The 22,810-nt window shown below is 62.2% G+C and carries 22 protein-coding genes; 15 read left to right on the top strand and 7 right to left on the bottom strand.

The features are described 5' to 3' along the window. Nucleotides 1–228 precede the first annotated feature (228 nt). Nucleotides 229–1,008 carry a peroxide stress protein YaaA gene (gene yaaA, locus HU720_RS07790; RefSeq protein WP_186518813.1) on the bottom strand — a complete coding sequence of 260 codons (780 nt, stop codon included), beginning with the start codon at nt 1,006–1,008 and terminating at the stop codon, nt 229–231. A 137-nt stretch (nt 1,009–1,145) separates the two neighbouring features. On the opposite strand from yaaA, the gene HU720_RS07785 reads away from it, so the two are divergent. From HU720_RS07785 to moaE, 5 genes are all read left to right on the top strand, one after another. Next, complete coding sequence (locus HU720_RS07785; RefSeq protein ID WP_186518811.1) at nt 1,146–2,261, top strand: polysaccharide deacetylase family protein; 1,116 nt, start codon at nt 1,146–1,148, stop codon at nt 2,259–2,261. Nucleotides 2,262–2,575: 314 nt separating this feature from the next. Further along, nucleotides 2,576–3,970, top strand: coding sequence for a PhoH family protein (locus tag HU720_RS07780; protein ID WP_186518809.1), 1,395 nt, complete (start codon nt 2,576–2,578; stop codon nt 3,968–3,970). A 108-nt stretch (nt 3,971–4,078) separates the two neighbouring features. After that, nucleotides 4,079–4,549, top strand: a complete 471-nt coding sequence (gene moaC / locus HU720_RS07775) for a cyclic pyranopterin monophosphate synthase MoaC (RefSeq protein ID WP_186518807.1) — start codon at nt 4,079–4,081, stop codon at nt 4,547–4,549. Next, on the top strand, nt 4,549–4,794 hold the full coding sequence (locus HU720_RS07770; protein WP_186518805.1) for a MoaD/ThiS family protein: 246 nt from the start codon (nt 4,549–4,551) through the stop codon (nt 4,792–4,794). Before moaC ends, HU720_RS07770 begins: the two co-directional genes overlap by 1 nt. Before the next feature lie 2 nt (nt 4,795–4,796). Then, entirely contained in the window at nt 4,797–5,243 is a 447-nt protein-coding gene (gene moaE / locus HU720_RS07765; RefSeq protein ID WP_186518803.1) for a molybdopterin synthase catalytic subunit MoaE, read from the top strand. 134 nt (nt 5,244–5,377) lie between these two features. Here moaE and rhlB read toward each other — a convergent pair whose 3' ends face one another. Beyond that, complete coding sequence (gene rhlB / locus HU720_RS07760; RefSeq protein WP_346656563.1) at nt 5,378–6,844, bottom strand: ATP-dependent RNA helicase RhlB; 1,467 nt, start codon at nt 6,842–6,844, stop codon at nt 5,378–5,380. 99 nt (nt 6,845–6,943) lie between these two features. Next, nucleotides 6,944–7,600, bottom strand: coding sequence for an alpha/beta fold hydrolase (locus tag HU720_RS07755; protein WP_186518799.1), 657 nt, complete (start codon nt 7,598–7,600; stop codon nt 6,944–6,946). Between the two features lie 334 nt (nt 7,601–7,934). Between HU720_RS07755 and HU720_RS07750 the strand changes: the two genes are divergently transcribed. The 4 genes from HU720_RS07750 (at nt 7,935) to HU720_RS07735 (ending at nt 12,091) form a co-directional block, all read left to right on the top strand. Continuing rightward, entirely contained in the window at nt 7,935–8,963 is a 1,029-nt protein-coding gene (locus HU720_RS07750) for an amino acid ABC transporter substrate-binding protein (protein WP_186518797.1), read from the top strand. A gap of 67 nt (nt 8,964–9,030) precedes the next feature. Next, nucleotides 9,031–10,209 carry an amino acid ABC transporter permease gene (locus tag HU720_RS07745; protein WP_186518795.1) on the top strand — a complete coding sequence of 393 codons (1,179 nt, stop codon included), beginning with the start codon at nt 9,031–9,033 and terminating at the stop codon, nt 10,207–10,209. Nucleotides 10,210–10,218: 9 nt separating this feature from the next. Continuing rightward, a complete protein-coding gene (locus tag HU720_RS07740; protein ID WP_186518793.1) occupies nt 10,219–11,316 on the top strand; it encodes an amino acid ABC transporter permease in 1,098 nt (365 codons plus the stop codon). 10 nt (nt 11,317–11,326) lie between these two features. Then, nucleotides 11,327–12,091 (top strand): amino acid ABC transporter ATP-binding protein, encoded by a 765-nt coding sequence (locus HU720_RS07735; protein WP_186518791.1) that lies wholly within the window; start codon nt 11,327–11,329, stop codon nt 12,089–12,091. Between the two features lie 50 nt (nt 12,092–12,141). On the opposite strand, the gene algW is transcribed toward HU720_RS07735, so the two are convergent. Continuing rightward, on the bottom strand, nt 12,142–13,302 hold the full coding sequence (gene algW / locus HU720_RS07730) for a Do family serine endopeptidase AlgW (protein WP_186518789.1): 1,161 nt from the start codon (nt 13,300–13,302) through the stop codon (nt 12,142–12,144). A 195-nt stretch (nt 13,303–13,497) separates the two neighbouring features. Here algW and HU720_RS07725 point away from each other — a divergent pair, with 195 nt between their 5' ends. From HU720_RS07725 to cysN, 3 genes are all read left to right on the top strand, one after another. Next, nucleotides 13,498–14,256: a Nif3-like dinuclear metal center hexameric protein gene (locus HU720_RS07725; RefSeq protein ID WP_186518787.1), complete on the top strand. Its 759-nt coding sequence runs from the start codon at nt 13,498–13,500 to the stop codon at nt 14,254–14,256. Nucleotides 14,257–14,628: 372 nt separating this feature from the next. After that, complete coding sequence (gene cysD / locus HU720_RS07720) at nt 14,629–15,546, top strand: sulfate adenylyltransferase subunit CysD (RefSeq protein WP_186518785.1); 918 nt, start codon at nt 14,629–14,631, stop codon at nt 15,544–15,546. 15 nt (nt 15,547–15,561) lie between these two features. Beyond that, nucleotides 15,562–17,463, top strand: a complete 1,902-nt coding sequence (cysN, locus tag HU720_RS07715; RefSeq protein ID WP_186518783.1) for a sulfate adenylyltransferase subunit CysN — start codon at nt 15,562–15,564, stop codon at nt 17,461–17,463. Nucleotides 17,464–17,571: 108 nt separating this feature from the next. Here cysN and HU720_RS07710 read toward each other — a convergent pair whose 3' ends face one another. Together HU720_RS07710 and HU720_RS07705 are read right to left on the bottom strand one after the other, a co-directional pair. After that, nucleotides 17,572–17,823 (bottom strand): bacteriocin immunity protein, encoded by a 252-nt coding sequence (locus HU720_RS07710; protein WP_186518781.1) that lies wholly within the window; start codon nt 17,821–17,823, stop codon nt 17,572–17,574. A 110-nt stretch (nt 17,824–17,933) separates the two neighbouring features. Beyond that, on the bottom strand, nt 17,934–18,413 hold the full coding sequence (locus tag HU720_RS07705; protein WP_186518779.1) for an Lrp/AsnC family transcriptional regulator: 480 nt from the start codon (nt 18,411–18,413) through the stop codon (nt 17,934–17,936). A 127-nt stretch (nt 18,414–18,540) separates the two neighbouring features. On the opposite strand from HU720_RS07705, the gene HU720_RS07700 reads away from it, so the two are divergent. After that, nucleotides 18,541–19,731 (top strand): methionine gamma-lyase, encoded by a 1,191-nt coding sequence (locus HU720_RS07700; protein ID WP_186518777.1) that lies wholly within the window; start codon nt 18,541–18,543, stop codon nt 19,729–19,731. Nucleotides 19,732–20,001: 270 nt separating this feature from the next. On the opposite strand, the gene HU720_RS07695 is transcribed toward HU720_RS07700, so the two are convergent. Beyond that, complete coding sequence (locus HU720_RS07695; RefSeq protein WP_186518775.1) at nt 20,002–20,436, bottom strand: DUF1043 family protein; 435 nt, start codon at nt 20,434–20,436, stop codon at nt 20,002–20,004. Nucleotides 20,437–20,571: 135 nt separating this feature from the next. Here HU720_RS07695 and HU720_RS07690 point away from each other — a divergent pair, with 135 nt between their 5' ends. After that, on the top strand, nt 20,572–21,207 hold the full coding sequence (locus HU720_RS07690; RefSeq protein WP_186518773.1) for an alpha/beta fold hydrolase: 636 nt from the start codon (nt 20,572–20,574) through the stop codon (nt 21,205–21,207). A 25-nt stretch (nt 21,208–21,232) separates the two neighbouring features. Beyond that, nucleotides 21,233–22,582, top strand: coding sequence for a tryptophan--tRNA ligase (locus tag HU720_RS07685; RefSeq protein ID WP_186518771.1), 1,350 nt, complete (start codon nt 21,233–21,235; stop codon nt 22,580–22,582). The last annotated feature ends 228 nt before the right edge of the window (nt 22,583–22,810 follow it).

Raw genomic sequence — 22,810 nt, 5'->3', positions numbered from 1 at the left:
GGGCTGCGCAGCAGCCCCTTGGGTTTTCAGGGCTGCTGCGCAGCCCAACGCGGGACAAGCCCGCTCGCCACAAAGGAGCTCGCCACAAGGAGATAAGTCTGGCGGGAACAGGTTTGTACAAAACCATAGAATCTCCCACAAGGTCTGGGTCAACCCACAATATCACGGCTGTGCCCGGTCCCTGTGGGAGCTGGCGCAAGCCTGCGATGAGGCCCTTACAGGCTGATCTCAGTCTTGGGCATGATCGCGCAGAAACACCAGATGGTCTGGCTTGGACTGCTCGGCGCTGTAGTAGTAGCCCTGCACATCGAAGCCCTTCAACTGTTCAGGGTCGTTGATGCGCTGCTCGATCACGAAGCGGGTCATCATGCCGCGGGCTTTCTTGGCATAGAAGCTGATGATCTTGTACTGGCCGTTTTTCCAATCCTTGAAATCGACGTCGATCACCCGCGCATTCAAGGCGGATTTCTTCACCGCGCTGAAATACTCGTTGCTGGCCAGGTTCAGCAACAGGTCATCACCCTGCTCGGCCAGGGCCTGGTTCAGCCACTCGCTGATGCGCGTGCCCCAGAATGCGTACAAGTCTTTGCCACGGGCGTTGGCCAGTTTGGTGCCCATTTCCAGGCGGTACGGCTGCATCAGGTCCAGCGGGCGCAGCAGGCCATACAGGCCGGACAACATGCGCAGGTGGTCCTGGGCGTAGCTGAAATCGTCCTCGCTCAGGGTGTTTGCGTCGAGCCCTGTGTACACATCGCCCTTGAACGCCAGCAATGCCTGCTTGGCGTTGGCCGGTGTGAAGTCGGGGGTCCAGCTGCCAAAGCGGGCGGCGTTCAGGCCTGCGAGCTTGTCCGACAGGTGCATCAGTTCGGCGATCTGCGCCGGGGCCAGCTCGCGCAGTTGCTCGATCAGCACCTGGGAATCGTCCAGATACTGCGGCAGCGTATGGCGTTGGGTGGCCGGCGGGGTGTCGTAGTCGAGGGTCTTGGCGGGGGAAATCACCGTCAGCATCGGGTCGGCTCCTGGAATCGTCGGGCAATTCTACGGGGCGAGCCTTGGAACGCCAAACTATGGCGACGATAGTCACCGACCATCAGCCACTGGCGCGCTATAGTGCGCGCCATGCCTACACAGGGAGAATGCCCATCGTGCGTATCGCTTTTGCCATGCTGGCCGGGCTGCTCAGCCTCGGCGCGCAGGCCGCTCCGGCGGATTTCGTCAGCTTCGACCGCAAGCTCTGGCCCGAGCAGGTCGACAGCCCGGCGCTGTTCGATGTGGCGTCGCGGGCCGAGATCCTGTCGTTTGGCCGCGTGTTGCACGAAAGCGAGATGCTCGATGAACACGCCCTGACCCAGCGCCTGGGCCTGCGCCAGGTCAACCTGGCGGTGGTGCGTGCAGTGCGCGCGCGCATGTGGCAGCGCTTGTGGAGCAGCTACCAGCAGGCCCAGCGCAGTTGCGAGCAGGATGCCTCGTTTTGCTACCCGGTGGAGTCGATGGCCGATCTGCGCACCCAGGCTGCAACCTTCGCCGCCGATGTGGGCACCTTTTATAGCGGTTGGGTCGAGCCCAGCCACCAGTTCCACAGCCGCTATCTCGATGAACAACTGCGCAAGGCGGCGCTGTTCCCGCAGACCACCAGCGAGGTCGAAAAGCTCTCCAGCCGCGAGCGCAGCGGTGAGGAACTCAATGACCGGATGTTTCTGCTGACGTTCGTTGGCGGGCCGACGCCTGCCGGCGGCAGTTCCGATGCGCTGGCCGAGTTTCTGCGCCGGCAGAAGCTCGATGGCATTTTCTTCGTGCTCGGCAACCGCCTCCAGCAGCGCCGTGATGCAGGGCCTGTGGCCAGGTTGTATGCCGGGCAGTGCGTGGGCATCCAGGGCTGGGAGTATCGCTCCCATGCGCAGTGGCAGGGGTGGGAAGACTCGCTGCGGCGCAGCCAGGCGCGCGTGCAGGCAGACCTGCCCGAGCAGTACGTCCCGCTGTTCCGCCCGCCCTATGGCCAGCGGCGCAGTGACGGCGAGGGCTTCATGGCCAGCCAGCACCTGCGGGTGTCGTTGTGGGATATCGATGCCCAGGATGACGGCCCGTTGACCGCCGAGGCCTCGGCGCAGCGGGTGTTGACCCTGATGTTGCTGTGGCGCAAAGGCGTGATCCAGTTCCACGACAGCCTGCCCAAGGCCCAGCCAGCGCTGGAGTGGCTGCTGCAGAGCACGGCGCAGAGCGGGATTGGCTGGGAAGGGTGCCGGGAGTATGGCGTGCGGTAGGCGCGTTTCGATGAGGCGGGCAGGTGCATTCGCTATTACCTGACCTATGACTCTAGTCCCGTCCAGCCCACCCGCCAAGCCCTGTTCGTCATTTGGAAAAATAAACTTCATCGCAGCGTAAAAAGACTTTTTACGGTCATGGTTTTTGCGGTATCAAGGAATCAGACAGCCGAACCCTGCAGCACAGGTGGCGTCATCCAGGCCCTCCTGCCAGGTGCGCTCCCCGCCCGCAACGACACGGATACGGGGAGATCGGCGGTCACTCTGCGGCGCAGTAGTACGCGCCGTGTCGCTACCAGATAAGGTGACAGAGTATGGATGACCAAGGACGCACCACTTCCTCCACACAGCCAATCCTGTATGTGCTCGATACCAACGTCCTGATTCACGACCCCAACGCCCTGCTCAACTTCGAGGAGCACCACGTCGCCATACCGATGACGGTGCTGGAGGAACTCGACAAGCTCAAGACTGGCAAACACACCATCGCCGCCGATTGCCGCCAGGCCATCCGCCTGATCGACCAGACCCTCGGTGACGCCTCGCCCAGCGCTGTCGAAATCGGCGTGCCTATCCAGCGTGGCAAGAGCGGGCCGAAGGGCTTTCTGTCCATCCTCATGAGCACGCGCAACGAACCCAATCGCCTGCTCCCCGAGAACCTCGCCGACAACATCATCATCAACCAACTGCTCGACCTGCGCACCAAACGCCCGGACCTCGACGTGGTGCTGGTGACCAAAGACATCAACATGCGCCTGAAGGCGCGCGCCTGCGGCATCGCCGCCGAGGACTACAGTACCGACCAGTTGGTCGACGACGTGTCGTTGCTGTCCAAGGGCTACCACTCGGTCACCGGGTCCTTCTGGGACCGCGTCAACAAGGTCGACACCCGCCAGGAACGGGGCCGCACCTGGCATCGCGTGCAGATGATCGAGAACCTGCCCTCGGTGCACATCAACGAGTTCATCATTGACGAGCAAGGCTTCGTAGGCTGGGTCAAAGGCGTGCGCGAAAACGAACTGCTGCTGCTCGACCTGCACCAGGAGCCGTTGCTGCACCAGGAAGCCTGGGGCCTCAAACCGCGTGACATTCACCAGAGCCTGGCGCTGTTCGCCCTGCTCGACCCGGATATCCACCTGGTCAACCTGACCGGCGCCGCGGGCTCCGGCAAGACCATCCTGGCGCTGGCCGCCGCCATCGAACAAACCATGGTCAGCAAGCGTTACCGCCGCATCATCGCCACCCGCAGCGTGCAGGGGCTGGACCAGGAGATCGGCTTCCTGCCAGGCACCGAGGCCGAGAAGATGGAACCCTGGCTGGGCGCCATCACCGATAACCTCGAAGCCTTGCACATGGACGACGAAAGCACCCATGGCAGTGTCGAGTACATTCTCGAAAGGGTGCCGCTGCAGTTCAAGTCGATGAACTACATCCGTGGGCGCAGCTTCCAGCAGAGCCTGATCCTCATCGACGAATGCCAGAACCTCACCCCGCACCAGATGAAGACCATCATCACCCGCGCCGGCAGCGGCTCGAAAGTGGTCTGTCTGGGTAACCTGGCGCAGATCGACACCCCCTACCTGTCGGCCACAAGCTCCGGGCTGACCTACCTTACCGAACGCTTCAAGGACTTCCCCCACGGCGTGCACATCACCCTGCAGGGTGTACCGCGCTCGGTCCTGGCCGAGTACGCCGAGTCGCATATGTAACCCGCTCCGGCTCATCGCGGTGTCACCCCGCGATGAGCCGGGCACTTGCCCCTGCTCAAAGCTGACCCACGGGTTTACACTCTGTGCTCCCTTCACAGGAGCAGAGCAGTGCTGACTCATCTCGATTCCCAGGGGCGCGCCAATATGGTCGACGTCACTGAAAAAGCCGTCACCGCCCGCGAGGCCCTCGCCGAGGCGCGGGTGCGCATGTTGCCGGCCACGCTGCGCATGATCGTCGATGGCGCGCACCCCAAGGGGGATGTGTTCGCGGTGGCGCGCATTGCCGGTATCCAGGCGGCGAAGAAGACCAGCGACCTGATCCCGTTGTGCCACCCGTTGATGCTTACCAGCGTCAAGGTCGAGCTGGCTGCCGAGGGCGATGACGTGGTGCATATCGTTGCGCGTTGCAAGCTGGCCGGGCAGACCGGGGTGGAAATGGAAGCACTGACCGCCGCCAGCGTCGCCGCGCTGACGATCTATGACATGTGCAAGGCGGTGGACAAGGGCATGGTCATCGAGCAGGTGCGCCTGCTGGAGAAGATCGGCGGCAAGAGTGGCCACTACCAGGTGCAAGGCTGATGAAAATCAAGGTGATGTATTTCGCCCGTTACCGTGAGCAACTGGGGCTCGATGGCGAAACGCTGGACGGTGAATTCAAGGTGCTCGATGACGTGCGCCAGGCGTTGCTGGCCAAAGGCGGCCCGTATTCGCTGCTGGCCGAGCAGAACCTCATGTGTGCGCGCAACGAAGAGCTGTGCAAGCTTGATGAGCCGCTTGCCGAGGGCGACGACGTGGCGTTTTTCCCGCCTGTGACCGGAGGCTGAGCATGGGTATCCGGGTTCAGCAGGCGCCGTTCGACCCAGGGCAGGAGGTCAACGCCATGCATGCGGCCAACGCCGGGGTGGGGGCGGTGGTCGCTTTCGTGGGGTATGTGCGTGATTTCAATGAAGGGCGGGAGGTGGCGGGGATGTTCCTTGAACATTACCCAGGCATGACCGAAAAAGCCTTGGCCAAGATCGCGACCGAGGCCGAACAACGCTGGCCGTTGCTCAAGGTCGAGGTGCTGCACCGCATTGGCGCCCTGGAGCCGGGCGAGCCGATTGTCTTTGTCGGGGTTGCCAGTGCGCACCGGCAGGCGGCGTTCGATGCCTGCAACTTTGTGATGGATTACCTGAAAACCCGGGCGCCGTTCTGGAAGAAGGAAAACACCGAGGATGGGCCGCGCTGGGTGGAAGGGCGGCAGAGTGATCGGGATGCGGCGGGGCGGTGGTAGGCAGTTGAGGATGTTGGGGCTGCTACGCAGCCCATCGCGGGGCAAGCCCGCTCCTACAAGGATCGCGTTCATTCTGGTGCAGGGGCGGGCTTGCCCCGCGATGGGCCGCATAGCGGCCCCGGCAATCTGGCAGGTCAGTGCTGCTTGCGCGGCACCGCGACCAGCAGCTCATCAGGCGGCATCTCGCACTTGATCTTGCGCCCCAGCAGCGCTTCGATGCCTGGCAACTGGTAGGAATCGTCCTCACCGGCAAAACTGATCGACACACCGCTGGTTCCCGCACGCCCTGTACGGCCAATACGGTGCACGTAATCGTCCGGGTCTTCGGGCAGGGTGAAGTTGATCACGTGGCTGATCCCTTCAATGTGGATGCCACGGCCCGCCACATCGGTTGCCACCAGCACCGTGATGCGCCCTTCGCGGAAGTTCTCCAGGGTGCGGATACGCTTGTGCTGCGGCACATCCCCGGACAACTGCGCTGCATTGACGCCGTCGCGCAGCAGTTTTTCTTCGATACGCCGCACTTCGTCCTTGCGGTTGGCAAAGACCATCACCCGTTCCCACTTGTTCTGCGTAATCAGGTTGTACAGCAGCTTGTACTTGTCGCTGCCGGCAACGGCATAGACGTGCTGCTCGACGGTTTCGCTGGCGACGTTTTCCGGCTCGATCTCGACGATGGCCGGGTCCGTGGTCCACTGCTTGGCCAGGTTCATCACATCGTCCGTGAACGTGGCCGAGAACAGCAGGGTCTGGCGCTCGCTCTTGGGCGGGGTCTGGCGAATGATCTGGCGAACCTGCGGGATGAAGCCCATGTCGAGCATGCGGTCGGCTTCGTCCAGCACCATGACCTCGACCATGTCCAGGTGCACTTCGCCGCGTTGCTGGAAGTCCAGCAAGCGGCCCGGTGTGGCCACCAGGATGTCGCAATGGCGGGCTTCGAGGGCCTTCAGCTGTTTGTCGAAATCCATGCCGCCGACAAAGCTCATCACGTTCAGCCCGCTGTACTTGGTCAGCGCCAGGGCGTCATTGGCGATCTGCACCACCAGCTCACGGGTAGGGGCGATGATCAGCGCGCGCGGCTCGCCCATGTAGCGTTCCTTGGGCGGCGGGGTCTGCTGCAACTGCGCAATGATCGAGATCAGAAACGCGGCGGTCTTGCCGGTGCCGGTCTGGGCACGGCCGATGGCGTCCTGGCCGCGCAGGGTGTGGCCGAGCACTTGCGCCTGGATAGGCGTGCAGTAGGGGAAGCCCAGGTCGTGGATGGCGTGCATCAGCTCGTTGGACAGCTTGAAATCGTGGAAACGGGTTTTGCCTTCTTGCGGCTCGACCACGAAGTCCTCGGGTTTCCACAGGCTCGCCTGCGGCTTGGGTTTACGCTCACGGCGCGGCTTGGGCGCGGTGGGCTGGGGCGCTGGCGCAGGCTCTGCAGCTTCTGCAGGCTTGGCCTGGCTGCGCGGCGGGTGGGATGGCTTTGGCTTGGCGCTGTTGCGCGCCGGCGCTTGTGGTTGCGGGGCCTGCGCGGGGGCGCTCACGGCTACAGGCTCGGCGGCTGACGGCGTGGCGTCACCTTTTGCGAATATTTTTTTGAGTGCCTTGAGCACGGTCATCTCGTCGACTGGTTAAGGAATGTACGCCGGCCAGTGTAATGCAAGAACCGGGCGCGGCGTAGTGCAATGCTCGGCGGGCTACAAACTGCCGGTTCAGTTGAGCTGCTGGCTCAGCCACTGCTGGATGTCGTGCAGCTCTTCGACGTTGACCTCGTGCTCCATCGGGTACTCGTGCCAGCGCGCCGCTACGCCCCAGGTATTGAGGTACTCGAACGCTGTGCGGCCCATCGACGGGATTACCACCGAATCATGCACGCCGTGCAGGCACAGCGCCGGGGTGCGTTGCTGGCAAGCGCTCAGTTGCCGGTCGTCGGCGAAGGTGGGCGCATAGGTCGACAGCGCGATCACCCCACCCAGGGCTTCTTGCCACTTTATATAGGCAGTGTGCAGCACCACGGCGCCACCCTGGGAAAAGCCTGCCAGGAAGATGCGCGACAGATTGATGCCTTTGGCCTGCTCGGCCTTGATCAGGTCGATGACTTGGTCAGCCGACGCCTCCAACTGCGCCTCATCGATGGCACGCGCCGGGCTCATCGCCGTGATGTCGTACCAGCTGGGCATTTCATAGCCGCCATTGATGGTCACCGCACGGGTTGGCGCCTGGGGCATGACGAAGCGAGTGCTGGCCAGGTGCTCCTGCATGAATTCGGCAACCGGTAGAAAGTCGTAACGGTCGGCGCCCAGGCCGTGCAACCAGATCACACAAGCGTCTGCGGTTTTCTGGGGTTCGAGAATCAACGGTTCGGTCATCACTGCTCCTAAAAAGTGCGTGCGTGCTCATTGAGTGCGCAAAAAAAAGGCGGGGCGTGCTCAAGCCTGAACAAGATGTCGCAACTGTACAACTTTTCCTACTTGACTCCTGCTTAAACGCTTAAGTCGCCCATTCTGGTACGCGCCTTGCTATGCACAAGTATGCGATGGAGTGGGCATTCCTCAGTAACACCCCTTCGTATGAATTGAAGGCTGTCACAGAACAGCCCATTGCGCCAATTGACCCAAAAACAAGCCAACAAGGGGTCGGAAGCGCCTCATAAGGGTGCGGTGCAATCCGGCTCGTACAACAAGAGCGATTTGGAGGTTGTGAATGAAGATGTTGAAAACCACCCTGGCAGTCCTGACCGCTGCCGCCGCGCTGGGCGCGACCAGTTTCGCCCAGGCCGGTGCCACGCTTGATGCGGTAAAGAAGAAGGGCTTCGTCCAGTGTGGCGTGAGTGACGGCTTGCCGGGCTTCTCGGTACCGGACGCCCAGGGCAAGATCGTCGGCATCGATGCTGACGTCTGCCGCGCTGTAGCCGCCGCTGTGTTCGGCGACGCCAGCAAGGTCAAGTTCAGCCAGCTCAACGCCAAGGAACGCTTCACTGCGCTGCAGTCCGGCGAAGTCGACGTGCTGTCGCGCAACACCACCTGGACCAGCTCACGCGATGCCGGCATGGGCCTGGTGTTTGCCGGCGTCACCTACTACGACGGCGTAGGTTTCCTGGTCAATAAAAAGCTGGGTGTTTCCAGCGCCAAGGAACTTGATGGCGCGACCATCTGCATCCAGGCCGGTACCACCACCGAGCTGAACGTCTCGGATTACTTCCGCGGCAATGGCCTGAAATACACCCCGATCACCTTCGATACCTCTGACGAAAGCGCCAAGTCGCTGGAATCGGGCCGTTGCGACGTGCTCACCTCGGACAAGTCGCAGCTGTTCGCCCAGCGCTCCAAGCTTGCGGCCCCGACCGACTACGTGGTGCTGCCAGAGACCATCTCCAAGGAACCACTGGGCCCAGTGGTACGCAAGGGCGACGAGGAGTGGTTCAGCATCGTCAAGTGGACCCTGTTCGCCATGCTCAATGCCGAAGAGGCCGGTATCACCTCGAAAAACGTCGAGGCTGAAGCCAAATCCACCAAGAACCCCGACGTGGCTCGCCTGCTGGGCGCCGATGGCGAATACGGCAAGGACCTGAAACTGCCCAAGGACTGGGTCGTGCAGATCGTCAAGCAAGTCGGCAACTACGGTGAAGTGTTCGAGAAGAACCTCGGCAAGAGCACCCCGCTGCAGATCGACCGCGGTCTGAACGCCCTGTGGAACAACGGCGGCATCCAGTACGCACCACCGGTGCGCTGATCGCTGCACCCCGCGACGGCATCCCGCCGTCGCGGGTCGTTCGACTCCCTTCTTTTCGGGGCACTTCATGCAAAATCAAATCGGCGCACGGAAAGGGTTATCCCTGAGCGATCCACGTGTGCGCGCGTGGCTGTTCCAGATACTCACGGTGGTTGCCGTGATCGCTCTGGGCTGGTACCTCATCCATAACACCCAGACCAACATGCAGCACCGAGGCATCACCTCGGGCTTCGACTTTCTCGAGCGCAGTGCCGGCTTTGGCATCGCCCAGCACCTGATCGACTACACCGAAGCCGACAGCTATGCGCGGGTACTGCTGGTGGGCCTGCTGAACACGCTGCTGGCCAGCGTCATCGGCATCGTCATCGCCACCTTGCTGGGTTTTGTGGTCGGTGTGGCGCGGCTTTCGTCCAACTGGGTGATCAGCAAGCTGGCCACCATCTACGTCGAGACCTTCCGCAACATCCCGCCTTTGCTGCAGATTCTCTTCTGGTATTTCGCGGTGTTCACCGCGCTGCCGGGGCCTCGGGGCAGTATCAATATCGAAGACCTGTTCTTCATCAGCAGCCGTGGCGTGAACATGCCCGGTGCGTCGATGGCCGCAGGTTTCTGGCCGTTCATCGTGGCACTGGTGCTGGCGGTGCTGGCCATCGTGCTGATGGTGCGCCGGGCCAACAAGCGCTTCGATGAAACCGGCCAGCCGTTCCACAAGTTCTGGGCGGGGCTGGCGCTGTTGTTGGTAATCCCCACCTGCAGCGTACTGCTGTTCGGCAACCCACTGCAGTGGGAGGTGCCGCAGCTCAAGGGCTTCAACTTCGTCGGTGGCTGGGTGCTGATTCCTGAGTTCATGGCGCTGACCTTGGCGCTGTCGATCTACACCGCAGCGTTCATCGCCGAAATCGTACGTTCCGGCATCAAGTCGGTCAGCCACGGCCAGACCGAGGCGGCCCGTTCGCTGGGCCTGCGCGAAGGCCCGACGCTGCGCAAGGTGATCATCCCCCAGGCGATGCGGGTGATCATTCCGCCGCTGACCAGCCAGTACCTCAACCTGACCAAGAACTCTTCCCTGGCCGCCGTCATCGGCTACCCGGAACTGGTCTCGTTGTTCGCCGGCACCGTACTGAACCAGACCGGCCAGTCCGTTGAGGTCATGGGCATCACCATGGCGGTGTATCTGACTATCAGCATCAGCATCTCGTTGCTGATGAACTGGTACAACAAGCGCATTGCGCTGATCGAGCGGTAGGAGACGCGCATGAACGCTCATGTTTTCAAACCTGATATGCCGCCGCCGGTGAAGACCGTCGGCGTGCTGGCCTGGATGCGCGCCAACCTGTTCTCCAGTTGGGTCAATACCCTGTTGACGCTGTTCGCGCTGTACCTGGTCTGGCTGATCGTGCCGGCGCTGGTGCAGTGGGCGTTTCTGGACGCCAACTGGTCCGGCACCACCCGCGCCGATTGCACCAAGGACGGCGCCTGCTGGGTCTTTGTGCAGCAGCGCTTTGGCCAGTTCATGTATGGCTATTACCCCAGCGAACTGCGCTGGCGCGTCGACCTCACTGCCTGGCTTGGGGTGATCGGTGCGGCACCGCTGTTCATTCGCAGCTTCACCCGCAAGGCCGCCTATGGCATCGGTTACCTGGTGATCTACCCGATCCTTGCGTACCTGTTGCTGCACGGTGGCAGCTTTGGCCTGGTGCAGGTGCCGACCTCGCAGTGGGGCGGGCTGACCCTGACCCTGGTGATCGCCACGGTAGGCATCGCGGCGGCCTTGCCGCTGGGCATTCTGCTGGCCCTGGGCCGGCGTTCGCGGATGCCGGTGATCAAGGCCGTGTCGGTGACCTTCATCGAGTTCTGGCGGGGTATTCCGCTGATCACCGTGCTGTTCATGTCCTCGGTGATGCTGCCGCTGTTCATGCCCGAAGGCATGAGCTTCGACAAGCTGCTGCGGGCGATGATCTTCGTCATCCTGTTCCAGTCGGCGTATATCGCCGAAGTGGTGCGCGGCGGCATGCAGGCCATTCCAAAAGGCCAGTATGAAGCGGCGGCGGCCATGGGCCTGGGCTACTGGCGGGCGATGGCGCTGGTGATCCTGCCGCAAGCGCTGAAGCTGGTGATCCCCGGCATCGTCAACACCTTCATTGCCCTGTTCAAGGACACCAGCCTGGTCATCATCATCGGCCTGTTCGACCTGCTCAACAGCGTCCGCCAAGCCACTGCCGACCCTGCGTGGTTGGGCATGGCGACCGAAGGTTATGTATTCGCAGCCCTGATCTACTGGGTTTTCTGTTTCAGCATGTCCCGCTACTCCATGCATCTGGAGCGCAAGCTGGACACCGGCCACAAGCGTTAGGAGTTTCGAAATGAGTGAAGCGATCAAGCAGCCTGTCGGCGCTGAAGGCATTATCCAGATGCAGGGCGTGAACAAGTGGTATGGCCAGTTCCATGTGCTCAAGGACATCAACCTGGACGTGCGCCAGGGTGAGCGCATCGTGCTGTGCGGGCCGTCTGGCTCGGGCAAGTCCACCACCATTCGCTGCCTCAACCGGCTGGAGGAGCACCAGCAGGGGCGCATCGTCGTTGACGGTGTGGAGCTGACCAACGACCTCAAGCAGATCGAGGCCATCCGCCGCGAAGTCGGCATGGTGTTCCAGCACTTCAACCTGTTCCCGCACCTGACCATCCTCGAAAACTGCACCTTGGCGCCCATGTGGGTGCGCAAGATGCCGCGGCGCAAGGCCGAGGAAATCGCCATGCACTTCCTGGAGCGCGTGCGTATTCCGGAGCAGGCGCACAAGTTTCCGGGGCAGTTGTCGGGCGGTCAGCAGCAGCGCGTGGCGATTGCCCGGGCGTTGTGCATGAAGCCTAAGATCATGCTGTTCGACGAGCCCACCTCGGCGCTGGACCCGGAAATGGTCAAGGAAGTGCTCGACACCATGGTGAGCCTGGCCGAGGACGGCATGACCATGCTCTGCGTAACCCACGAGATGGGCTTTGCCCGCACCGTGGCGAACCGGGTGATCTTCATGGACAAGGGCGAGATCGTCGAGCAGGCGGCACCGGATGATTTCTTCGACCGGCCACGCAGTGACCGCACCCGGTTGTTCCTCAGCCAGATTCTGCACTGACCGAAGGCATTGCGGTGGTTCGGCATTGCGAACCACCGCGGTGCACTCAATTACTTCTCTTCTTTTGCCGCCACAGGTGTCGGCGGTGGGCGCAGGCCCACTTCGGCAATCAGCTTGATCTGCTTGCCATTGCGCATCACTTCGATGCTGATCTTTTCGGTCGGCTTGATCCGCGCCACCTGGTTCATCGACTTGCGCCCGTCACCTGCCGGTTCGCCGTTGATGCTCATGATCACATCACCCAGTTGCAGCCCGGCCCTCGCCGCCGGCCCTTCGCGGAAGATCCCCGCTACCACGATGCCTGGGCGCCCCTCCATGCCGAACGACTCGGCCAGCTCTTCGCTCAGCGGTTGCACCTCGATGCCCAGCCACCCACGGATCACCTGGCCGTGCTCGATGATCGACTTCATCACCTCAAGCGCAAGCTTGACCGGAATGGCAAAGCCGATGCCTTGCGAGCCGCCGGACTTGGAGAAGATCGCCGTATTGATGCCCACCAGGTTGCCGTTGGCGTCCACCAGCGCACCGCCCGAGTTGCCGGGGTTGATCGCAGCGTCGGTCTGGATGAAGTCTTCGTAGTTGTTCAGGCCCAGTTGGTTGCGGCCGGTGGCGCTGATGATGCCCATGGTCACGGTCTGGCCGACGCCGAACGGGTTGCCGATGGCCAGGGTGACATCACCGATGTGAATGCTGTCGGAGCGCCCGATGGTGATCGCCGGCAGGTTTTTCAGGTCGATCTTGAGCACAGCAAGGTCGGTTTCCGGGTCGCTGCCGATCACGCGTGCGAGGGTTTCGCGGCCATCCTTGAGCGCCACGACGATCTGGTCGGCGCCGCTGGTGACGTGGTTGTTGGTCAGCAGGTAGCCCTCGGGGCTCATGATCACCGCCGAGCCCAGGCTCGATTCCCAGCGCTTCTGCTTGGGCAGGTTGTCGCCGAAGAAGCGGCGGAACTGCGGGTCTTCGAACAGCGGGTGGGCGCTCTTGTTGATCACCTTGGTGGTGTACAGGTTGACCACGGCCGGTGCGGCCAGGGTCACGGCGTCGGCGTAGGACACCGGGCCCTGCATGATCTGCGTGGTTTGCGGCGCCTGTTGCAGGTTGACGTCCTGGCTGGGCAGGCCGACCCACTGCGGGAAACGCTGGATGATCAGAACGGCGATCAGCACGCCGGTAAGCAGGGGCCAGCCGAAGAAACGCAGAGCCTTGAACATGAACGAGTCCTGAAAATAGGGCAGGGGCCGCTTCGGTGCAGCCTGAATGCAAGCGCGCGGGATCATACCTTGAGCGCTACGGCGCGAAAACTGCGGCGTTTGCCGCAGGTTTCGCCGGCACCGGGGACGGCCCATAATGGCGGGCATTATACGGGTGTTAAAACCTGCAAAAAGGCAGTTTTCGAGGAGAATTTCATGGCCGTTGCCCTCAATACCCTGGTCGAGGAAGCCGAGCGCTACCTGGGCAGCTCCCGCATTCAGGACTACTGCCCCAATGGCTTGCAGGTTGAAGGCCGGCCGCAGGTCAGCCGCATCGTGACGGGCGTCACCGCAAGCCAGGCACTGCTCGATGCAGCAGTCGAAGCGGGGGCTGACCTGGTGCTGGTGCATCATGGTTACTTCTGGAAGGGCGAAAACCCGTGCATCACCGGCATGAAGCAGCGCCGGCTGAAGACCTTGCTGAAAAACGATATCAGCCTGCTGGCCTACCACTTGCCGCTGGATGTCCACCCTGAGGTGGGCAACAACGTGCAGTTGGCGCGCCAACTCGATATCACCGTCGAAGGCCCGCTGGACCCGGCCAACCCCAAAGTTGTAGGCCTGGTCGGCTCGCTGGCCGAGCCACTGTCGGCGCGTGATTTCGCGCGCCGCGTGCAGGAGGCCATGGGCCGTGAGCCGCTGGTCATCGAAGGCGAGCAGATGATCCGCCGGGTGGGCTGGTGCACAGGCGGCGGGCAGGGCTACATCGATACCGCCATTGCGGCAGGTGTCGACCTGTTCCTGAGTGGCGAGGCGTCCGAGCAGACCTTCCACAGCGCCCGCGAAAACGGCATCAGCTTCATCGCTGCCGGCCACCACGCCACCGAGCGCTATGGCGTGCAGGCGCTGGGCGACTACCTGGCGCGGCGTTTTGCGCTGGAGCATCTGTTCATCGACATCCCCAACCCGATCTGACAGTCCGCCGCAGTGCGGTCCGAGCAACCCTGTGCCGGCCTCATCGCAGGCTATCGCCAGCTCCCACAGGTAGCTTGTCCAGACCTCGATTTTGGGGCCGAGAATGTTTTTGTGGGAGCTGGCGATAGCCTGCGATGAGGCCGGCACAAGCTTGTGCAAAACCATGGGATCTCCCACAGAAATCAGGGCGAGACCTGCATAGCGGGGCTATGCGCGGTCTCGTGAAAGCCCTGGCCCGGCCCAAACCCCCAGTCATATGGTTAGATTGTTTCGATCTAGCCCGCCGCCTAAATAGAATCAGGCGCTGTGATAAAGTGGCTCGCTCGAACACGGCCCGTAGGCCGTCCATAAGATCGTTTTTCGTGAGTAGCCATGGTCGACAATCTGACGCACTTGAAACAGCTGGAGGCGGAAAGCATCCACATCATCCGCGAGGTGGCCGCCGAGTTCGACAACCCGGTGATGCTGTACTCGATCGGCAAGGATTCCGCGGTCATGCTGCACCTGGCGCGCAAGGCCTTCTTCCCGGGCAAGCTGCCGTTCCCGGTGATGCACGTCGACACCCAGTGGAAATTCCAGGAGATGTACAGCTTCCGCGACAAGATGGTCGAGGAAATGGGCCTGGAGCTGATCACCCACGTCAACCCTGAGGGCGTGGCGCAGGGCATCAACCCGTTCACCCATGGTAGCTCCAAGCACACCGACATCATGAAGACCCAGGGCCTCAAGCAGGCGCTGGACAAGCATGGTTTCGATGCCGCCTTCGGTGGTGCGCGCCGCGATGAAGAGAAGTCCCGTGCCAAAGAGCGCGTGTACTCGTTCCGCGACAGCAAGCACCGCTGGGACCCGAAGAACCAGCGCCCGGAGCTGTGGAACATCTACAACGGCAAGGTCAACAAGGGCGAGTCGATCCGCGTCTTCCCGCTGTCGAACTGGACCGAACTGGATATCTGGCAGTACATCTACCTCGAAGGCATCCCGATCGTGCCGCTGTACTTCGCCGCCGAGCGCGAAGTCATCGAGAAGAACGGCACCCTGATCATGATCGACGACGATCGCATCCTGGAGCACCTCTCCGAGGAAGAAAAAGCGCGAATCGTCAAGAAGAAGGTGCGTTTCCGTACCCTGGGCTGCTACCCGTTGACGGGTGCTGTCGAGTCCGAGGCCGAAACGCTGACCGACATCATTCAGGAAATGCTGCTGACGCGTACTTCCGAGCGTCAGGGCCGCGTCATCGACCACGATGGTGCAGGCTCCATGGAAGACAAGAAACGTCAGGGCTACTTCTAACTTCAGGGTTACTCCATGTCGCACCAATCCGATTTGATCAGCGAAGACATCCTCGCTTATCTCGCTCAGCACGAGCGCAAAGAACTGCTGCGTTTCCTCACCTGCGGCAACGTCGATGATGGCAAGAGCACCCTGATCGGGCGCCTGCTGCATGATTCCAAGATGATCTACGAGGACCACCTCGAGGCCATCACCCGCGACTCGAAAAAGTCCGGCACCACTGGCGAAGAAGTCGACCTGGCGCTGCTGGTCGATGGCCTGCAGGCCGAGCGTGAGCAGGGCATCACCATCGATGTCGCCTACCGCTACTTCTCCACCGCCAAGCGCAAGTTCATCATCGCCGACACCCCGGGCCACGAGCAGTACACCCGCAACATGGCCACCGGTGCGTCCACCTGCGACCTGGCGATCATCCTCGTCGATGCCCGCTACGGCGTGCAGACCCAGACCCGCCGGCACAGCTACATCGCCTCGTTGCTGGGCATCAAGCACATCGTTGTCGCGGTCAACAAGATGGACCTCAAGGGCTTCGACCAGCAGCTGTTCGAGTCGATCAAGGCCGATTACCTGAAGTTCGCCGAGAGCATCAACCTCAAGCCTTCGAGCCTGCACTTCGTGCCCATGTCGGCGCTCAAGGGCGACAACGTGGTCAACCGCAGCGAGCAATCGCCGTGGTACACCGGCCCTGTGCTGATGGAAATTCTCGAAAGCGTCGAGGTTGCCGTCGACCGTAACGTGACCGACCTGCGCTTCCCGGTGCAGTACGTCAACCGCCCGAACCTGAACTTCCGTGGCTTCGCCGGCACCATCGCCGGTGGCGTGGTGCACAAGGGCGATGAAATCGTCGTGCTGCCGTCGGGCAAGAGCAGCCGGGTCAAGTCCATCGTCACCTACGAAGGTGAACTGGAAAGCGCAGGCCCAGGCCAGGCCGTGACCCTGACCATGGAAGACGAGATCGACATCTCCCGTGGCGATTTGCTGGTGCACGCTGACAACGTACCGCAGGTGACCGACCAATTCGACGCCATGCTGGTATGGATGGCCGAAGAACCGATGCTGCCGGGCAAAAAATACGACATCAAGCGGGCCACCAGCTACGTGCCGGGCTCGATTGCCAGCATCACCCACAAGGTCGATGTGAACACCCTTGAGCAGGGCGCGGCCAGCGCGCTGCAGCTGAACGAAATCGGCCGGGTCAAGGTTGCGCTGGACAGCGCCATTGCCCTGGACGGCTACGACAGCAACCGCACCACCGGTGCGTTCATCGTCATCGATCGCTTGACCAACGGCACCGTCGGCGCCGGCATGATCATCGCGCCACCGGTATTGCCCCATGGCAGCACCGGGCAACACGGCAAGCTGGCCCATGTTTCCACCGAAGAACGCGCCCTGCGCTTCGGCCAGCAGCCGGCCACCGTGCTGTTCAGCGGCCTGTCCGGCGCTGGCAAGAGCACCCTGGCCTATGCCGTGGAACGCAAGCTGTTCGACATGGGCCGTGCGGTCTACGTGCTCGATGGCCAGAACCTGCGCCACGACCTGAACAAGGGCCTGCCCCAGGACCGTGCCGGGCGTACCGAAAACTGGCGCCGCGCCGCCCATGTGGCGCGCCAGTTCAACGAAGCCGGCATGCTCACCCTGGCCGCGTTCGTTGCCCCGGATGCCGAAGGCCGCGAACAGGCCAAGGCGCTGCTGGGCAAGGAGCGTCTGGTAACCGTCTACGTTCAGGCTTCGCCGTTGGTGTGCCGTGAGCGTGACCCGCAGGGCCTGTATGCTGCCGGTGGCGACAACATCCCGGGTGAAAGCTTCCCGTACGATGTGCCGCTGGATGCGGATGTGGTGATCAACACCCAGGCGCTCAGCGTCGATGAAGGCGTCAAGCTGGTGCTCGATGCGCTGCGTCAGCGTGGGGCGATCTGATCAGTTGCTTCAGGTGACATGAAAAACCCGCTTCGGCGGGTTTTTTATTGGGTGCTTGCATAAAAGCCTATGGTGGCATCGTTTTTTGAAGGGGCGATGCCTGCGGGATTAGTCGGTTTTGAAGCCCGGCTTACCGTTAGAGGCCCGCCACTCTTTTACAAGCCGCAAAATTTCATCAGGTGTATCTAATCCGTCGGCTTCAGGCCAGTAAATTAAATCTGATCCACTAGGGTGCTCTGACAGCTCGTTGAATTTCACTATGCGAGCGTCTAGTTCACGTTCGCTGGTCTCGTGCGCCGGATCGGTGATAGAAATAATGAAGTCGAGAAATTCAGCCTCGGTAAAGTCGGAAATTTTCATTGTGTCGCTCATTGAGACTACACCGGCAGGTTGCTGCTTTCTCACCGCGAGGTATGTCAGGCATTGGGCCTCTGGAGGGTGGGAGCGGTCCTGTAGTTGCTGGTGATTGGCTAAATATGTGTTTCGCTCACCGGTATCACCCTCCGCTCCTTCACCGCCTTGTACGAAAAACTCGAGTAGATCTCCTTCACGCCTGGCAGCCGCTGTAGCACCTCGCGGGTGAATTCGCCAAACGACTCCAGGTCGCTCGCGAGGATCTCCAGCAAAAAATCGTAGCGCCCGGAAATGTTGTGGCACGCAACGATTTCCGGGATGTCGATCAGGCGTTGTTCGAAGGCCAACGCCATGTCCTTGGTATGCGACTCCATCATGATGCTGACAAACGCGGTGATGCCAAACCCCAGCGCCTTGGGCGAAAGAACGGCCTGGTAACCGGTGATATAGCCGTTGTCTTCGAGTAGTTTGACCCGTCGCCAGCACGGCGAGGTGGTCAGCGCGACCTGGTCGGCGAGTTCCGAAACGGTCAGCCGGGCGTTGTTCTGCAGGGCAGCGAGCAGGGCGCGGTCGGTGCGGTCGAGTGTTGAAGGCATGTTATGCCCTCCCTGTTGGGTTTTTATTGGTTTTGTTGCCAAAGTGCCGTGATGTTGTGGGCAACTTTGGAAAAATACGGGGTCTCTGCTGGCATAAGCTTATAACAAACCCCCAGAGGCTGTTGCCATGGACGACTCACGACACGCCGGTTTCTCCACCCGCGCCATTCATCACGGCTACGACCCGCTCAGCCATGGCGGTGCACTGGTGCCGCCGGTCTATCAAACGGCTACTTATGCGTTTCCCAATGTGGAATACGGCGCAGCCTGCTTTGCCGGGGAGGCAGCGGGGCATTTCTATAGCCGCATCTCCAACCCGACCCTGGCACTGCTCGAACAACGGATGGCTTCGCTGGAGGGCGGTGAAGCGGGCTTGGCCCTGGCGTCAGGGATGGGGGCTATCACCTCGACCCTATGGACGCTGCTGCGCCCAGGCGATGAGCTGATCGTCGGCCGCACGGTGTATGGCTGCACCTTCGCCTACCTGCACCACGGTATCGGTGAGTTCGGAGTGAAAATCCGCCATGTCGACCTCAATGATCTCCAGGCGCTGAAAGCTGCGATCACCCCAAAAACGCGGATGATCTACTGCGAAACACCCGCCAACCCGACGATGCAACTGGTCGATATCGCTGCGCTGGCCGAGGCTGCACGGGGCCATGACCTTACCCTGGTGGTCGACAACACCTACTGCACCCCTTACCTGCAACGCCCGCTGGAGCTGGGGGCTGATCTGGTGGTGCATTCGGCCACCAAGTACCTCTCCGGGCACGGCGATATCACTGCCGGGCTGGTGGTGGGGCGCAAGGCGCTGGTCGACCGGATTCGCCTGGAAGGGCTCAAGGACATGACCGGCGCGGTGCTCTCGCCCCACGATGCATCGCTGTTGATGCGCGGCATCAAGACACTGGCCCTGCGCATGGACCGGCACTGCGCCAATGCCCAGCAAATAGCCGAATTTCTGCTTGCTCAGCCCCAGGTTGAACTGATCCGTTACCCAGGGCTTGCGTGTTTCCCCCAGCATGAACTGGCCAGCCGCCAGATGCGCCTGCCGGGCGGCATGATCGCCTTCGAACTCAAGGGCGGCATCGAGGCCGGGCGACGCTTCATGAACGCGCTGCAACTGTTTGCCCGGGCGGTGAGCCTGGGTGATGCCGAATCACTGGCCCAGCACCCGGCGAGCATGACCCATTCCAGCTACACGCCGAAGGAGCGCGCCGAGCATGGGATTTCCGAGGGGCTGGTGCGGCTGTCGGTGGGGCTTGAGGATATCGAGGATCTGCTGGGCGACGTGCAGCAGGCATTGCGGGCTTGTTGAGCGAATCCTGGCAGGCGGAGAAAAGCAGGGTCCTATGGGAGGTGCAAGCCTGTATCGGCCTCATCGCAGGCTGCCGCCAGCGCCCACAGGTTCAAGGCAAGGCCTCGATATTGCGACTGTGCGCGGTCTCTGTGGGAGCTGGCGACAGCCTGCGATGAGGCCGGAACAGGCGTGCGTCCAGCGTCCTGCGGGATGCCTGTTTCATCGCCATCCGCTTGGCCTGCAGGCACAAAAAAGGCCGCATGCGCGGCCTTTGTCGTAGCGGTCGAATCAGCGCTTCAAGCCATAGCTCTCATCGAGCATGCCTGGCGAGTTCGGCGCCTTGGGGGCGTAGTCGCGCGGCACTTCGGCGTCTTTGGGCGGCGTGAGGCGGTCACGCGGGCCATGGGCCGCTTCGGCGTGCAGCGAGGCCAGCAGGCGTTGGCGGGTCAGCTCGTCCAGGGCCAGACGGTTGGCACCATCGGCTAGATGGTCCTGCACGTCCTGGTAGCTTTGCGTCAGCTTGCGCACCAGCGATGCGGTGCTGTTGAAGTGGGTGACCACCTCGTTCTGGTAAGTATCGAAACGCTGCTGGATATCATCCAGCTGGCGCTGTGTATTGCTGGGCGCAGCGTTAGGCAGCAGGCGGGCCAGCGCGAAACCGACGACCACGCCAATAACCAGGGCCAGGGTCGGCAGCAACCAAACAAGGAGCGAGTGTTCCACGAGTCCTTCCTCTATAAACGGCTTTGCTTTACGTTAACGGCTCAAACCTGCGCTGTATACCGCGAGCGATCGCAAATCAGAACAGAATTCATCAGCTAGACGAGTCGACCCTCCCCGAGGTCACGGAGTAGTGCCTTGCTTATCCGCGAAACCCCCTTGTTCATCGATGGCCCGAGCGGCCCGCTGGAAGCCTTGTACCTGGATGTTGCCGATGCCCGTGGCGCGGTGCTGATCTGCCATCCCAACCCGGTCCAGGGCGGCACCATGCTCAACAAGGTGGTCTCGACGCTGCAGCGCACCGCCCGCGATGCCGGCTACGTGACCCTGCGTTTCAACTATCGCGGCGTCGGCCAGAGCGCCGGCAGCCATGACATGGGCGCCGGTGAAGTGGCTGACGCCGAGGCCGCCGCCGCATGGCTGCGAGCCAGGCACCCGGCGCTAGCTCTGGTTCTGATGGGCTTCTCCTTCGGCGGTTTCGTGGCCGCGAGCCTGGCCGGGCGCCTGGAGGCCGACGGCGTCAGCTTGCAGCAGCTGTTCATGATCGCCCCGGCGGTGATGCGCCTGAGCGAACAGTTCCCGCTGCCAGAGCGCGTGGCGCTGACCGTGGTGCAGCCGGAGACCGACGAGGTGGTCGATCCGCAGCTGGTTTACGAATGGTCCGACACCCTGACGCGCCCCCATGAGCTGCTGAAAGTGGCAGAATGCGGACACTTCTTCCATGGCAAGCTGACCGATCTGAAGGATCTGCTGCTGCCGCGCCTTTCGAACTGAGCCAAGCCTGAATAAGCGAACACCCATGACCACGCGCATTCTCACCGGTATTACCACCACCGGCACCCCGCACCTGGGCAACTACGCCGGTGCCATCCGCCCGGCGATCCTCGCCAGCCAGCAGCCCGGTGCCGATTCGTTCTACTTTCTGGCCGACTACCACGCGCTGATCAAGTGCGATGACCCGCTGCGCATCCAGCGCTCGCGCCTGGAAATCGCCGCCACCTGGCTGGCCGGCGGCCTGGACCCGGCCAAGGTCACCTTCTATCGCCAGTCCGACATCCCGGAAATCCCCGAGCTGACCTGGCTGCTGACCTGCGTTGCCGGTAAAGGGCTGCTCAACCGCGCCCACGCCTACAAGGCATCGGTCGATAAAAACGTCGAAGCCGGTGAAGACCCGGACGCCGGCGTGACCATGGGCCTGTTCAGCTACCCGGTGCTGATGGCCGCCGACATTCTCATGTTCAACGCGCACAAGGTGCCGGTGGGGCGTGACCAGATCCAGCACGTCGAAATGGCCCGCGACATCGGCCAGCGCTTCAACCACCTGTTCGGCCAGGGCAAGGAGTTCTTTGCCATGCCTGAGGCGGTGATCGAGGAAAGCGTGGCGACCTTGCCGGGCCTGGACGGGCGCAAGATGTCCAAGAGCTACGACAACACCATCCCGTTGTTCACCAGCGCCAAGGACATGAAAGACGCCATCTCGCGCATCGTCACCGACTCCCGCGCCCCCGGTGAGCCGAAAGACCCGGACGCCTCGCACCTGTTCACCCTGTTCCAGGCGTTCTCGACGCCTGAGCAATGCGCCGAGTTCCGTGAGCAGTTGCTCCAGGGCCTGGGTTGGGGTGAGGCCAAGCAGCGCCTGTTCCAGCTGCTCGACGGCCAGTTGGCCGAAAAACGCGATCACTACCACCAGCTGATTTCACGCCCCTCCGACCTCGAAGACATCCTGCTGGCGGGCGCTGCCAAGGCGCGCAAAAGCGCGACGCCGTTCCTTGCGCAACTGCGCGAGGCCGTGGGCCTGCGTTCGTTCCGCGCCAGTGTGCAAGCGGGCACTGAAGTTAAGAAAAAGGCCGCCAAGAGCGCGCGTTTTGTCAGCTTCCGTGATGAGGACGGCAGCTTCCGCTTCCGCCTGCTGGCCGCTGATGGCGAGCAATTGCTGCTGTCGCGCAGTTTTGCCGACGGCAAGAGCGCAGGTGCTGTCAGCAAGCAACTGCAGCAGGGTGGCGAGGCCGATGTGCGCGTCGAGGGCCTGGGCTTCAGCCTGTGGCTGGGCGGCGAGCAGGTTGCCGAGGGGCCGCAGTTTGACGATGCACAAGCCCGTGATGCGGCGGTGCAAAGCCTGCGCGACGCGCTGCAGCCGGCTCAGGACTGATAGCCTCTGCAGCAATCGTGCGCACAGGGCATGGCAACCTGAGCTCTGTGCAAGCCTGTGCTGGCCTCATCGCAGGCTGTCGCCAGCTCCCACACGAGTCTGCGGCAGGCCACAATATCGCGACTGTGCGCGGTCTCTGTGGGAGCTGGCGACAGCCTGCGATGAGGCCTGCACAGGCTTGCGCAGAACCCTGGAATCGCCAACGCTATGTAAAGCCTGCGCGCATTG

The organism is Pseudomonas sp. SWRI51, assembly GCF_014268825.1.
Classification (GTDB): Bacteria; Pseudomonadota; Gammaproteobacteria; order Pseudomonadales; family Pseudomonadaceae; genus Aquipseudomonas; species Aquipseudomonas farsensis.
This window is presented reverse-complemented; position numbering and strand designations above follow the sequence as displayed.

What these genes read in the sequence shown, in the direction of transcription:
- HU720_RS07740 (WP_186518793.1), top strand. Translation starts at nt 10,219, where the DNA reads ATGAACGCTCATGTTTTCAAACCTGATATGCCGCCGCCGGTGAAGACC.
- HU720_RS07700 (WP_186518777.1), top strand. Translation starts at nt 18,541, where the DNA reads ATGGACGACTCACGACACGCCGGTTTCTCCACCCGCGCCATTCATCAC.
- HU720_RS07745 (WP_186518795.1), top strand. Translation starts at nt 9,031, where the DNA reads ATGCAAAATCAAATCGGCGCACGGAAAGGGTTATCCCTGAGCGATCCA.
- HU720_RS07780 (WP_186518809.1), top strand. Translation starts at nt 2,576, where the DNA reads ATGGATGACCAAGGACGCACCACTTCCTCCACACAGCCAATCCTGTAT.
- cysN (WP_186518783.1), top strand. Translation starts at nt 15,562, where the DNA reads ATGTCGCACCAATCCGATTTGATCAGCGAAGACATCCTCGCTTATCTC.
- HU720_RS07770 (WP_186518805.1), top strand. Translation starts at nt 4,549, where the DNA reads ATGAAAATCAAGGTGATGTATTTCGCCCGTTACCGTGAGCAACTGGGG.
- HU720_RS07725 (WP_186518787.1), top strand. Translation starts at nt 13,498, where the DNA reads ATGGCCGTTGCCCTCAATACCCTGGTCGAGGAAGCCGAGCGCTACCTG.
- HU720_RS07735 (WP_186518791.1), top strand. Translation starts at nt 11,327, where the DNA reads ATGAGTGAAGCGATCAAGCAGCCTGTCGGCGCTGAAGGCATTATCCAG.
- HU720_RS07710 (WP_186518781.1), bottom strand. Translation starts at nt 17,823, where the DNA reads ATGAAAATTTCCGACTTTACCGAGGCTGAATTTCTCGACTTCATTATT.
- HU720_RS07705 (WP_186518779.1), bottom strand. Translation starts at nt 18,413, where the DNA reads ATGCCTTCAACACTCGACCGCACCGACCGCGCCCTGCTCGCTGCCCTG.
- yaaA (WP_186518813.1), bottom strand. Translation starts at nt 1,008, where the DNA reads ATGCTGACGGTGATTTCCCCCGCCAAGACCCTCGACTACGACACCCCG.
- HU720_RS07750 (WP_186518797.1), top strand. Translation starts at nt 7,935, where the DNA reads ATGAAGATGTTGAAAACCACCCTGGCAGTCCTGACCGCTGCCGCCGCG.
- HU720_RS07755 (WP_186518799.1), bottom strand. Translation starts at nt 7,600, where the DNA reads ATGACCGAACCGTTGATTCTCGAACCCCAGAAAACCGCAGACGCTTGT.
- HU720_RS07685 (WP_186518771.1), top strand. Translation starts at nt 21,233, where the DNA reads ATGACCACGCGCATTCTCACCGGTATTACCACCACCGGCACCCCGCAC.
- algW (WP_186518789.1), bottom strand. Translation starts at nt 13,302, where the DNA reads ATGTTCAAGGCTCTGCGTTTCTTCGGCTGGCCCCTGCTTACCGGCGTG.
- cysD (WP_186518785.1), top strand. Translation starts at nt 14,629, where the DNA reads ATGGTCGACAATCTGACGCACTTGAAACAGCTGGAGGCGGAAAGCATC.
- moaE (WP_186518803.1), top strand. Translation starts at nt 4,797, where the DNA reads ATGGGTATCCGGGTTCAGCAGGCGCCGTTCGACCCAGGGCAGGAGGTC.